The organism is Spiroplasma endosymbiont of Zeiraphera isertana (assembly GCF_964030805.1).
Taxonomy (GTDB): Bacteria; Bacillota_I; Bacilli_A; order Mycoplasmatales; family VBWQ01; genus Spiroplasma_E.
In genome coordinates this window covers 1,147,668-1,160,255 of sequence record NZ_OZ034965.1, presented here as the reverse complement: position 1 = coordinate 1,160,255, position 12,588 = coordinate 1,147,668, and the positions used below count along the sequence as shown (strand labels likewise).

At 24.6% G+C, this 12,588-nt stretch carries 15 protein-coding genes and 2 pseudogenes; 10 read left to right on the top strand and 7 right to left on the bottom strand.

The features are described from left to right. Window positions 1-23 precede the first annotated feature (23 nt). Complete coding sequence (gene nrdF / locus AAHM78_RS08080) at window positions 24-1,043, top strand: class 1b ribonucleoside-diphosphate reductase subunit beta (protein WP_342254924.1); 1,020 nt, start codon at window positions 24-26, stop codon at window positions 1,041-1,043. A 109-nt stretch (window positions 1,044-1,152) separates the two neighbouring features. Here nrdF and AAHM78_RS08075 read toward each other — a convergent pair whose 3' ends face one another. Further along, window positions 1,153-2,112, bottom strand: a complete 960-nt coding sequence (locus tag AAHM78_RS08075; protein ID WP_342254923.1) for an IS1595 family transposase — start codon at window positions 2,110-2,112, stop codon at window positions 1,153-1,155. An 87-nt stretch (window positions 2,113-2,199) separates the two neighbouring features. Here AAHM78_RS08075 and nrdI point away from each other — a divergent pair. The 7 genes and pseudogenes from nrdI to AAHM78_RS08040 all read left to right on the top strand — a co-directional run. Continuing rightward, window positions 2,200-2,652: pseudogene (nrdI, locus tag AAHM78_RS08070) on the top strand (class Ib ribonucleoside-diphosphate reductase assembly flavoprotein NrdI); the annotation flags it as partial. 256 nt (window positions 2,653-2,908) lie between these two features. Continuing rightward, on the top strand, window positions 2,909-3,868 hold the full coding sequence (locus tag AAHM78_RS08065; RefSeq protein WP_342254921.1) for an IS1/IS1595 family N-terminal zinc-binding domain-containing protein: 960 nt from the start codon (window positions 2,909-2,911) through the stop codon (window positions 3,866-3,868). A 22-nt stretch (window positions 3,869-3,890) separates the two neighbouring features. After that, window positions 3,891-4,550 carry an IS3 family transposase gene (locus AAHM78_RS08060; protein WP_342255100.1) on the top strand — a complete coding sequence of 220 codons (660 nt, stop codon included), beginning with the start codon at window positions 3,891-3,893 and terminating at the stop codon, window positions 4,548-4,550. A gap of 67 nt (window positions 4,551-4,617) precedes the next feature. Next, window positions 4,618-4,758 carry a hypothetical protein gene (locus AAHM78_RS08055; protein ID WP_342252823.1) on the top strand — a complete coding sequence of 47 codons (141 nt, stop codon included), beginning with the start codon at window positions 4,618-4,620 and terminating at the stop codon, window positions 4,756-4,758. Window positions 4,759-4,775: 17 nt separating this feature from the next. Then, window positions 4,776-5,009: a transposase family protein gene (locus AAHM78_RS08050; protein ID WP_342254920.1), complete on the top strand. Its 234-nt coding sequence runs from the start codon at window positions 4,776-4,778 to the stop codon at window positions 5,007-5,009. 50 nt (window positions 5,010-5,059) lie between these two features. Continuing rightward, window positions 5,060-5,434: a transposase family protein gene (locus AAHM78_RS08045; protein WP_342255099.1), complete on the top strand. Its 375-nt coding sequence runs from the start codon at window positions 5,060-5,062 to the stop codon at window positions 5,432-5,434. Beyond that, a complete protein-coding gene (locus AAHM78_RS08040) occupies window positions 5,421-5,591 on the top strand; it encodes a hypothetical protein (RefSeq protein WP_342254919.1) in 171 nt (56 codons plus the stop codon). Before AAHM78_RS08045 ends, AAHM78_RS08040 begins: the two co-directional genes overlap by 14 nt. 427 nt (window positions 5,592-6,018) lie before the next feature. On the opposite strand, the gene AAHM78_RS08035 is transcribed toward AAHM78_RS08040, so the two are convergent. The 3 genes from AAHM78_RS08035 to AAHM78_RS08025 form a co-directional block, all read right to left on the bottom strand. Beyond that, a complete protein-coding gene (locus tag AAHM78_RS08035) occupies window positions 6,019-6,735 on the bottom strand; it encodes an IS1595 family transposase (protein ID WP_342254918.1) in 717 nt (238 codons plus the stop codon). A 208-nt stretch (window positions 6,736-6,943) separates the two neighbouring features. After that, window positions 6,944-7,798, bottom strand: a complete 855-nt coding sequence (locus AAHM78_RS08030; protein WP_342254917.1) for a bifunctional 5,10-methylenetetrahydrofolate dehydrogenase/5,10-methenyltetrahydrofolate cyclohydrolase — start codon at window positions 7,796-7,798, stop codon at window positions 6,944-6,946. Window positions 7,799-7,819: 21 nt separating this feature from the next. Continuing rightward, entirely contained in the window at window positions 7,820-9,307 is a 1,488-nt protein-coding gene (locus AAHM78_RS08025; protein WP_342254916.1) for a TrkH family potassium uptake protein, read from the bottom strand. A gap of 166 nt (window positions 9,308-9,473) precedes the next feature. Between AAHM78_RS08025 and AAHM78_RS08020 the strand changes: the two genes are divergently transcribed. Next, window positions 9,474-10,307, top strand: a complete 834-nt coding sequence (locus AAHM78_RS08020) for a TrkA family potassium uptake protein (protein WP_342217644.1) — start codon at window positions 9,474-9,476, stop codon at window positions 10,305-10,307. A gap of 31 nt (window positions 10,308-10,338) precedes the next feature. Here AAHM78_RS08020 and AAHM78_RS08015 read toward each other — a convergent pair. Further along, window positions 10,339-10,809, bottom strand: a pseudogene (locus AAHM78_RS08015) (IS30 family transposase); the annotation flags it as partial. Window positions 10,810-10,895: 86 nt separating this feature from the next. Between AAHM78_RS08015 and AAHM78_RS08010 the strand changes: the two are divergent. Then, on the top strand, window positions 10,896-11,840 hold the full coding sequence (locus tag AAHM78_RS08010; protein WP_342254915.1) for an IS30 family transposase: 945 nt from the start codon (window positions 10,896-10,898) through the stop codon (window positions 11,838-11,840). Window positions 11,841-11,859: 19 nt separating this feature from the next. Here AAHM78_RS08010 and AAHM78_RS08005 read toward each other — a convergent pair whose 3' ends face one another. Together AAHM78_RS08005 and AAHM78_RS08000 are read right to left on the bottom strand one after the other, a co-directional pair. Then, window positions 11,860-12,012 carry a hypothetical protein gene (locus AAHM78_RS08005; protein ID WP_342255071.1) on the bottom strand — a complete coding sequence of 51 codons (153 nt, stop codon included), beginning with the start codon at window positions 12,010-12,012 and terminating at the stop codon, window positions 11,860-11,862. A 281-nt stretch (window positions 12,013-12,293) separates the two neighbouring features. Beyond that, a complete protein-coding gene (locus tag AAHM78_RS08000; RefSeq protein ID WP_342254914.1) occupies window positions 12,294-12,464 on the bottom strand; it encodes a hypothetical protein in 171 nt (56 codons plus the stop codon). Window positions 12,465-12,588: the final 124 nt, after the last annotated feature.

Genomic DNA, 12,588 nt, shown 5'->3' with positions numbered 1-12,588 from the left:
ATTAAGTAGAGGGGTAATAATAAATGGCAAAAGATAACAAATATTTTCAACAATCACAGTCACCATTAGAATATATTATGAAAAATTTTAATGGAAAAATGCGGTCTGTAAATTGAAATGTAATCCATGATGAAAAAGATTTAGAGGTTTGAAACCGTATTACTCAAAATTTTTGGTTACCAGAAAAAATTCCTGTTTCTAATGACTTAACTTCTTGAAAAACATTAAATCCAAAATGACAAGAGTTAATAACAAGAACATTTACAGGTTTAACTTTATTAGATACAATTCAGGCAACAGTTGGTGATATCGCACAAATACCTAATTCTTTAACTGATCATGAACAAGTTATTTACACAAATTTTGCTTTTATGGTAGCAGTTCATGCTCGATCATACGGAACAATTTTTTCAACTTTATGTTCTAGTGAGCAGATTGAATCTGCTCATGAATGAGTGATTAATAATGACAGTTTACAAGCCAGAGCACGTGCACTAATTCCTTATTATACAAGTGATGATCCTTTAAAATCCAAAGTAGCTGCCGCTTTAATGCCGGGTTTTTTATTATATGGTGGTTTTTATTTACCATTTTATTTATCTACTCGTAGTAAATTACCTAATACTTCAGATATTATTAGATTAATTTTACGTGATAAAGTTATTCATAATTATTATAGTGGCTATAAATATCAAAGAAAAGTTGAAAAGTTACCAAAAGAAAAACAAGAAGAAATGAAAAAATTTGTATTTGATTTATTGTTTAAATTAATTGATTTAGAAAAGCAATATTTAACAGAATTATATAAAGAATTTAATTTAGCTGAAGATGCTATTAAGTTTAGTTTATATAATGCTGGTAAGTTTTTACAAAATTTAGGATATGATTCACCTTTTAGTGAAGAACAAACAAGAATTAAGCCAGAAATTTTTAATCAATTATCAGCTCGAGCTGATGAAAATCACGATTTCTTTTCAGGTAATGGTTCATCTTATGTAATGGGCATTACTGTAGAAACGCAAGATGAAGATTGAGAATTTTAATTTTAAAGGAGAAAAAAATTTTAATTTTCAAAAAAACTCTTGATGAAATAAAAAAAATCATCAACCTGGCCTAAAATTTGATTTTATTTAATTTTGGGATTTATTTTTTTTACAAACTGAAATATAATGCTTCAGATTTTGCATAAGGTGATATTTTATAATGTTGGTATTTAAATTTTCATAAATTGAGGTAATTTTGAATATTGGTAAATCCAATGCCATGATAATGAGTAATAAATTCTTTTAAACTTGATTGTATTTTACTGATATTACTTAAATTTTTATAATTTAATTCTTTATTTTCTTTTGATTTAAATTTCTTGAGAGTACATTTTGTTTGTTTAGCTACTGTATCATATAGTATTTGCATATCACAAACTATAATTGATTTTTCTTCGATAAGCTTAGATGTTAAATTTTCTTGTACTCATTTTTTTGTTAATCTTTTAGTATTTGTTGTTTGAGCATAAATATTTTTATTTTCATCAATTGCCATTTCAATACAACAGTTTAAATCTTTAGCATTTTCTTCAATTCATTTTTTTCTTGGATCATCTGGATTTTTGAAATTTCCTTTATGAATTTCTTTGATAAAAGTTTCATCAATTTCAATTCTACCTTTTAATTTTGTGAATGGTTTTTGTTTTTTTGCTAATTGTGATGATTTCATAAATTTTTGACGATTAAATCATGCTGATGTTTTTGAAATTTTAGCAAATTGAGAAATAGTATAAGCAGATTGACCTAACAATGACAATCAAATTATTCAATCTCATTGTTCATTAGATAAATGACTTCAATGTAAAAAATGATTTCTTAAAGCATCAAAGCTACTTTTACAATCTTTGCATAAATATTTTTGCTTATTATTCTTAAAACCATTTTTTACACATCAATAAGATTTACAATTTGGACATTGAATTCCTTTTTCTTTAAATTTTTTATCAATTGCATCTAATTTTTCTTTTTTCTCAATTTGTTTAATTCTATTTTTAAAATGTCTAATAATTTTTATAAATTCTTCATCTTTTTTGTTTTTTAAAACATCAATTAATTCATTATTAGTCACAAAAAATCACCCCTGATATAAAAATATTACTTTTAATTTTAAATTAAAAGTAATATCAAGATTTTTTGTGAAAATTAAAAGAAAAAAATGCATAATGATGTTGTAAAAGTTTCAAACCAAAAAATATTAAAGCCAGAAGGAAAAATTCATGTTGTTTATTTTTCTTCTTTGTCAAATAATACTCATCGTTTTATTCAAAAATTAGAGGTTTTAAATTCAAGAATTCCTCATGATCTACAAGAGGAAATTTTAGTTGATAAATATTATGTGTTAATAACACCAACATATAGTGGGGGTGGTGATATTAAAGAAGGGGCGGTTCCTAAACAGGTAATTAAATTTTTAAATAATAAGCAAAATCGTAATTTTTGTCGTGGTGTTATTGCGTCGGGGAATACTAATTTTGGTGATACTTTTGCAATTGCCGGGCCAATTCTTTCAAAAAAATTAAATGTCCCACTATTATTTCAATTTGAATTATTAGGAACTAATAATGATGTATCAACAATAAAAAATATATTAGTATATTTTTGAGATAAAGATAAAAAAAATACCAATGAAATAAATACTTTATCTGGAACTTTAGAAAGTGATGAATATGTTACTTTAAATGCTAGAGCAAAAACTACTAATAATGCACAATTTGATTTGCAAGCAGCACTAATAATAGGCAGAAAATAGAGATTATTATCAAAAACAAATGTCTACCAAAAAATAGTCCTAAAAAGTGTTGCCATTCCATATTACTTTTAATTTAAAATTAAAAGTAATATTTTTATATCAGGGGTGATTTTTTGTGACTAATAATGAATTAATTGATGTTTTAAAAAACAAAAAAGATGCAGAATTTATAAAAATTATTAGACATTTTAAAAATAGAATTAAACAAATTGAGAAAAAAGAAAAATTAGATGCAATTGATAAAAAATTTAAAGAAAAAGGAATTCAATGTCCAAATTGTAAATCTTATTGATGTGTAAAAAATGGTTTTAAGAATAATAAGCAAAAATATTTATGCAAAGATTGTAAAAGTAGCTTTGATGCTTTAAGAAATCATTTTTTACATTGAAGTCATTTATCTCATGAACAATGAGATTGAATAATTTGATTGTCATTGTTAGGTCAATCTGCTTATACTATTTCTCAATTTGCTAAAATTGCAAAAACATCAGCACGATTTAATCGTCAAAAATTTATGAAATCATCACAATTAGCAAAAACACAAAAACCATTCACAAAATTAAAAGGTAGAATTGAAATTGATGAAACTTTTATCAAAGAAATTCATAAAGGAAATTTCAAAAATCCAGATGATCCAAGAAAAAAACGAATTGAAGAAAATGCTAAAGATTTAAACTGTTGTATTGAAATGGCAATTGATGAAAATAAAAATATTTATGCTCAAACAACAAATACTAAAAGATTAACAAAAAAATGAGTACAAGAAAATTTAACATCTAAGCTTATCGAAGAAAAATCAATTATAGTTTGTGATATGCAAATACTATATGATACAGTAGCTAAACAAACAAAATGTACTCTCAAGAAATTTAAATCAAAAGAAAATAAAGAATTAAATTATAAAAATTTAAGTAATATCAGTAAAATACAATCAAGTTTAAAAGAATTTATTACTCATTATCATGGCATTGGATTTACCAATATTCAAAATTACCTCAATTTATGAAAATTTAAATACCAACATTATAAAATATCACCTTATGCAAAATCTGAAGCATTATATTTCGGTTTGTAAAAAAAATAAATCCCAAAATTAAATAAAATCAAATTTTAGGCCAGGTTGATGATTTTTTTTATTTCATCAAGAGTTTTTTTGAAAATTAAAAGAAATTTATGGCACAAGAAGATTAAAAGTCATATTAGAAAACCAAGAAATTTATTTATCAAGACGAAAAATTAAAGAAATTATAAATAAACATAATTTAATATCAAAATACACTAAATTAAGACACAAAAATCATCATAATAAAGTCAATGATAGTCAAATAACTAATCTTGTTAATAGAAACTTTAAGAATAGTATTAAAAATGAAGTTATTGTTAGTGATTTAACTTATGTTCAAGTAAATGGTAAGTGAAACTATATTTGTTTATTAATAGACCTATTTAACCGCGAAATTATTGGACATAGTGTAGGCACTAAAAAAGATGCATCATTAGTATATGAAGCATTTATGCAATCAAATCGCTGTTTAAAAGATATTCAAATATTTCATAGCGATCGAGGTAATGAATTTAATAATAAAATTATTGATAAACTTTTACTAGCATTCAATATTACTCGCTCTTTAAGCAAAAAAGGTTGTCCTTATGACAATGCTGTTGCTGAAGCAACTTTTAAAACTTTCAAAACAGAATTTATTAATGATAAAAATTTTACATCATTAATCCAATTAAAATTAGAATTATTTGATTAGACTTGGTGCAAAACCTTTAATTTTAACAATTTAACGATTATTATTCATATTAAAGGTGATAGTTATTATGTTGAAAAAATATAAAGATGATCAAGAATTTTATAGTTTAGTCGGCATAAAGCCACAAACATTTTATAAAATGCTTGAAATTTTAAAAATTGCTGAGTCTAAACAAAATATTATGGTGGTAGAAAAAATAAAATTGTAATTGAAGAGCGTTTATTAATGACTTTAGAATATTGAAAAGACTATAGTAGTTATAGAGTTATTGCAAAAAGATATAATATTAGTCATACTAGTTGCATTCGTAATATTTTTTGAATTGAAAATATTTTAATAAAAAGCGGAATTTTTAATTTACCTGGAAAAAAAGATTTAACAAAAAATAAAGGTACTAATAATAATTTTTTAGCTATTGATGATACTGAAACTCCAATTGAAAGAATTAAAAAAAACTAAAATTACTTTTTTCAGGTAAAAAGAAACATCATTCTCTCAAATCCCAAATAATTATTGATGTTTCCAATGGAAAAATTATTTCAACTGCTTTTTGTTTTGGAAGCATTCATGATTTTAAATTGCTTCTAAAATCTAAAACTTTTATTCATCCAGAAAAACAAGTTTTTGTTGATTCAGGTTATCAAGGTATACAAAATATTCATAAAAATACATTTTTGCCATTTAAAAAAAGTAAATACAATCAATTAACACCAATTCAAAAAGAATACAATAAAACTTTAAGTAAAATTAGAATTAAAATTGAACACGTATTTGCTAAACTAAAACGTTTTAAAATTTTAAGTTTAAAATATCGCAATAAAATACGAAGATTTGCATTAAGATTTAATTTAATAGCAGGAATATATAATTTTGAATTACCTTAGTTTTGCACCAAGTCTATTTAAAGAAACTTCTTTATTTAAAGTGTCTTTATATGTTCATCAATATCCAACATCGTTAAATTCTTCTCAATCTTTTTCAAAGGAAGAAATATTGAAATTATTTTTTTCTATTTTTGAGGTTAAAACTTTTACAATGTAAATATTATTTTTTGATATTAAATTATTTTTTAAAAGAAATAAGTTTTGATTAATTTTATTAATAAACTCATTAGTTTTTAAGTTATATTCAGTGTTAATATTTATATATTTTTTACTTAAAATATAATCTCAAGCAAAATTATTCATTCCTTTTATTCAATCATCATATAATTTTTGTGTATTAACTTCTATTTTAAAAATAATAGTATTATTTTCATTATGTATTTGATAATCTGAATAATTTTCTGGTTTTAAAAAATGTAAAGGACTATCAAAATAAACACTATTTGTTGAAATAGTTTCTTTTAAAAACTTAAATTTTAATAATTCTAAATTATTTTTGGCTTTTATCCCTTTATGTACTATTTTTAAATTTTATCACATAAATGGAGATAAAAGCCTACCTAGGAAATTATCCCCGCATGTATTTAAATCAAACACAAAATTACAGTTTCAAAACTAGGTATGTTATTGAATTTATATGCTGATTCTTTTGCATATAAATTAATATTGTGCTTTGAAACTCTTATGTGTGTTCGGAAAGTTCGTCGGATGTGCTTTCATGCTGATTCAATCTGGTTTGTGTTTACACCTGTTGGTGACACATACCCAACTTCATGATTTACGATTTCATGTTTGGGATAGAAGTTTTTGAAACTTACATATCCCTTCCAAGAATCCGTAAATAGACAGCACTCAGTAAAAATGTGTTTCAATGCAAATCTTAAAAGGTTTTTTTCATCTGCATTTTTCAGCACCTTCACAATTAGTTTGTTGCTGGTTTTCTCATAAACTCCAACAATCAAAGTTTTATTCAACAAGGATCTTCCTTGTTTTTTAAAACCTAAATGTGAAAGATACATTTCATCCATCTGTGCTGTGCCATCAACAATGAAAACTGCATCTTGATTTCCAATTCTAGTCCTGATTTCATGACACATTCTTCAAGCTGTTTTATAGGTCACACCCAATTCCCTTGCAACATCGGTTGCTGGTATGCCATGCTTTGTGTTTATTCATCTAAAGATGAGATAAAACCAAGATGTCATTTGGGTCTGTGACTTATAAAAAATGGTTCCATAAAGAATACTAAATGTTTGGTTACAGTTCAAACATCGTATTCTTCTCAAATCAGAAGCATTCAAACTAGAAGAAGCACACCTGATGCATTTCATTATTTTCAACTTCGCTATATATTTCAAACAATCGTTTTCAGTTTGAAATATGCTGTTGAATTCATTTCAATTCATTTTTTCCTCCACACTAGTACATGCGGGGATAATTTCCTTATTTTTTTCAATATTATTTAATCTTTTTTTAATCCAATTTTTCTTTAACATTTAATTTTCCAATTTAATTATATTTATTATTTAATTGATAGCAAATCATTAAATTTTCTAATAACATGGCAATAGTCATTGGTCCAACACCACCAGGCACAGGAGTAATTGCTGAAGCGGTATTTTTCATTGTTTCAAAATTAATATCACCAACAACTTTTTTTTCTTTACCTTGATAATTAATTGCTACATCAATAATAACAACATCACGTTTAACTTGACTACTATTAATAATATTATAGACACCAGTAGCACTACAAATGATATCAGCTTCTTTAGTATAAAGAGTTAAGTCTTTAGTTAATTTATGAACAATGCTAACAGTTGCTCCCATATTAGTTAATGATAAAGCCAATGGTTTACCAACAATATTACTATCGTTAATGATAGTAATATTTTGTTTAGAAATGGGAATTTGATAGTGATTTAGTAATTTTAAAATACCTTTTACTGTACAAGGCAACATTGCTTTTTTATCACCTTGTAATAATCTTCCGGCATTAATATTTGTTAAACCATCAACATCTTTATTAATAGTAATGCTATTAATAATTGCTAATGTATCTAAATGTTTTGGTAGTGGTAATTGTACTAAAATTCCATCAATATTATTATCACTATTTAATTGTTCGATTTTATTAATTATTTCTTTTTGTGTTACTACTGTTGTTAGTGAAAATAATTGTCCATCAATACCACATTCTTGACATGCTTTAATTTTAGTTCGTACGTACATTTGTGATGCTAAATCTTCACCAATAATTATTACTGCTAGTTTAGGTTTACGATTAGTAATAATTGTTACTTGTGCTTTAATTTTTGCTTTAATTTGCTGGGCAATTATTTTACCATCTAAAATTTTTATCATATGTGTTCACCGTTTCTTAATTTATCCAATTAATACGTTTTCTTCAACTCTACTTATCGTTGGTTTTGATTTACGATCACTTCAAGCAAGAACAGTGGTTGATACTCCTAATTGTCCCACAAACATGACAAAAATTAAACTAAGTTGACTAAAAATACCTAATTTCGAATTATCAAATAATGAAAGTCCTGTTGTTCCAAAAGCACTTGAAACATCAAAAATTACTTGTGCAAAGGTCATATCAGAATTATCTATTATAAAAACATTTTCAATTGTGATAATCATTACTGATACAAAAACTAAAATAAAACCAAGTGTGCAGACTATAAATGACATACGAACAGTTTGATTAGGAATTTTACGCTTGAATACAAAAACATCATTACGGCCACGGGCAATATTAAAAATTGTTAAAAGAATGATTGCTAAAGTTGTCGTTCTAATTCCTCCGGCAGTACTTGCTGGTGAAGAACCAATTCACATCATTAATGATTGGATCATTTGTGAGGCAAGATGAAATTTATTTAAGTCAACTGTATAGTATCCAGCATTTCTTGTTGACATTGTATTAAAAAAAACAGCCATAATTGCATCAGATGTCGATAAATTTTTAAAAATGGGCTCTTGCCTTGATGGAGTTATGACATTACGTGAAAAATATTCAATAAACATAACACTAATAACACCCAATATCGCAACTAAAAAATATGTTATTAATGTTAGTTTAGTAAATAAACTAAATCTAAATTTTTTACCATGAGTTTTATTTTTAATTCAATGATATAAATCATAATAAACAGGAAAACCAATACCACCAATTACAAATTCAATAATAAAAATTCACTGCATAAAATAATCACTCTGAAAAGGTTCTAATGAAGTTATACCAACTATATCAAAACCCGCATTATTAACAGCAGAAATCGAGTGGAAAATTCCCGATCATAATGCTAATAGTATGTGATTATAGTAACCTGTATTATTGTTTAGACCATATTCTATTCCTGAGATAGGCACAAAATAAAAATATAAAAATAAAACAATTGCTCCCAAAAATTCAGTAATTGTCATAACAATAATCCCGATTTTTAATACATCAATAGTCGTTCCTAATTTATTAGAGCCACGTTCACCTTGCATTAGTAATCTTTCTCTTAAACTAGTATGTCGATTAAATACAAATAAGGATAATATTGCTAGTTTAACTGTAATTAAACCAATACCACCAAATTTAATTAAAATTAAAATAATAAATTGCCCAAAGAAAGTAAAGTCATTAGCAGTGCTTTTTACTGTTAAACCAGTATCAGAAAACGCACTACTAGCAGTAAAAAGGGCAGGCAAAAAGTTTCATTGTTCTTTTGTTGTGGCAATTGGTGTCATTAAAAGTATTGTTCCAACTAATAAAGTTAAAAAATATAAATTAAACATTTGTCGGGGACGAGTTTTACCAACAAAAATAATTTTAAAAATATTTTTTACACTACGATAATTAACCTTAGATAGCATCAAAAAACTCCTAAAATAACATTTTCTTTTATTATTATACTATACTATAGTCATTTATATTAAATATTAGTTTTAAATTTAAAATACCAATATTTTAAGAATTAGTTTATAATTTAGTATAATATAACATATTTAAGTAAATATTATTTAAGGAAGAAGGATATAGATGTCTTCATCAGAAAATGATTTTTGTGTCATTGGTTTAGGTAAATTCGGAATTTCAGTTGTTAAAACTTTAGAAGAATTAGGTAAAGTTACATTAGCTATTGATAAAAGAGAAGACCGTTGTCAATTAGTTTCATCAATAGCTTCTGAAACTTTAATTTTAGATTCAACTAATCGTGATGCATTAGATGATGCCGGAATTCACAAAGTGCAAAATATTATTATTGCTATTGGTTCTGATTTAGCAGCTTCAATTGTTACTGCTGTTCATGTTTTAGCAATTCATCGTGAACACAATACATTATCATCACTTAATCTTATTGCTAAAGCTGTTGATAGTACTCACCAACTAATTTTAGAAGCAATTGGTATTACTAATATTATTTTATCTGAAACAGAAGCTGGTAAGAAAGCTGCATATCGTGCTATTTGAAAATTAGGAGTAGATTTAACTACAGTTGATGAAAAGTACTCAATAGCTAATGTAATTGTTAAAAATACTAAGTTTACAAATAAAAAACTAGAAACTTTAAAAATTCCTAGCAATTATAAAATTAACTTAGTTGCGATTAAACGTCATGGTAAAGTTATTATTCCTAGTAGAAATGAAATATTAATGTTAAATGATGAACTATTATTTATTAGTTCTAATGAAAATATTAATTCTGTTTGTAATGATTTTTCAATTAGTGATACTAATAAAATATTTGAGCCTACTATTATTAAAACGGTAAAGAAAAAGCGTTCATTTTGAAATTGATTCAGAAGAAATAAGAAAAAGAAAAAAAATAAAAAATTAAAGAAAAAGGAAGTTAAGAAAGAAAAAAAACACTAACCTGAGTTGTAAATATAAATGGGACAGTTTTTTAAAATAATTGTATTAAATCTATTGGTCTTTTATAAGAGAGCGATTTTCTGGGTGTAGAATTAATTTGAAATGCTATAAAATTTAAATCTTTTTGTTTATATGAAGATAGATCTGTAGATTTTGGTAAATATCTTCTTAAAATACCATTATTATTTTCATTTAAACCCCTTTGGCAAGGTTTACCAGGATCTGCAAAATAAATTTTGACATTACAAATTTTTTCGATTAATCTTCATTTACTAAATTCTTTACCACGATCAAAAGTAATGGTTTTAACTGTTCCTTTTTGTAACTTTGAAATAAATTTTATTATACTTTTCGTAATATTTTCTGATTTATGATTTTTAATTACTAAAGGAATTGTGGTTTTTGATCATATATCAGCCAAAGTAATAATAGAACTTTTATGATCTTTGCCAATGATAGTATCACCTTCTAAATGACCAAATTCTTGTATATTTTTAATATTACTTTAATTGTAAAATTAAAAAGGACACTTATATAAAAATTAAATTGTGTTAGTTCTATAATTAAGAAAAGAAAGGAATTAGCGCAATGTATAAGTATCTGAGTATTGAATCAATAATAGCAATAAAAGAATATAAAAATTATGGATTTTCGATTCGTAAAATAGCAAAAATTGTTGATTATAGTAAATCAACTGTACATAGAGTTTGTAGATTATTAAATAAAAACTTATTGCCATTAGAAATATTGAATCAATTTCAAAAAAATAAACAAAATGCAGGCAGAAAATTAATAATTTTAACTTTAACAGAAATTAATAGTATTAATCATTTGTTAATTACTAAAAAGTATGCTCTTGATATAATTGCTAACTTTTTAAAGGAAAATAAAATAAAAAGTATTTCAACAAAAACTTTATATAAAATGTTTAAAAAAAATCGAATGGGTTTTGATGAAAATAACTTATTGAGAAAAGGCAAAAATAAATCTCACAAACAAAAAGAAACTAGGGTCAAAATTAATAATTGTAAGTCTATTCATGAAAGAAATTTAATCATTCCTAATATTAAAAATATAAAAGAATTTGGTCATTTAGAAGGTAATACTATCATTGGCAAAGATCATAAAAGTTCTATTATTACTTTGGCTGATATATGATCAAAAACCACAATTCCTTTAGTAACTAAAAATCATAAATCAGAAAATATTACGAAAAGTATAATAAAATTTATTTCAAAGTTACAAAAAGGAACAGTTAAAACCATTACTTTTGATCGTGGTAAAGAATTTAGTAAATGAAGATTAATCGAAAAAATTTGTAATGTCAAAATTTATTTTGCAGATCCTGGTAAACCTTGCCAAAGGGGTTTAAATGAAAATAATAATGGTATTTTAAGAAGATATTTACCAAAATCTACAGATCTATCTTCATATAAACAAAAAGATTTAAATTTTATAGCATTTCAAATTAATTCTACACCCAGAAAATCGCTCTCTTATAAAAGACCAATAGATTTAATACAATTATTTTAAAAAACTGTCCCATTTATATTTACAACTCAGGAATATTTTGTATACCTTGATAACCTGAATCAACAAAAACTTGTTTTTCTGGATGAATAAAAGTTTTAGATTTTAGAAGCAATTTAAAATCATGAATGCTTCCAAAACAAAAAGCAGTTGAAATAATTTTTCCATTGGAAATATCAATAATTATTTGGGATTTGAGAGAATGATGTTTCTTTTTACCTGAAAAAAGTAATTTTAGTTTTTTTTAATTCTTTCAATTGGAGTTTCAGTAGCATCAATAGCTAACAAATTATTATTAGTACCTTTATTTTTTGTTAAATCTTTTTTTCCAGGTAAATTAAAAATTCCGCTTTTTATTAAAATATTTTCAATTCAAAAAATATTACGAATGCAACTAGTATGACTAATATTATATCTTTTTGCAATAACTCTATAACTACTATAGTCTTTTCAATATTATAAAGTCATTAATAAACGCTCTTCAATTACAATTTTATTTTTTCTACCACCATAATATTTTTGTTTAGACTCAGCAATTTTTAAAATTTCAAGCATTTTATAAAATGTTTGTGGCTTTATGCCGACTAAACTATAAAATTCTTGATCATCTTTATATTTTTTCAACATAATAACTATCACCTTTAATATTAATAATAATCTTTAAATTGTTAAAATTAAAGGTTTTGCACCAAGTCTAAAGAATAAAAATAAATATTTTATTAAAATATTTATTAATTGTTAATAAGACAAA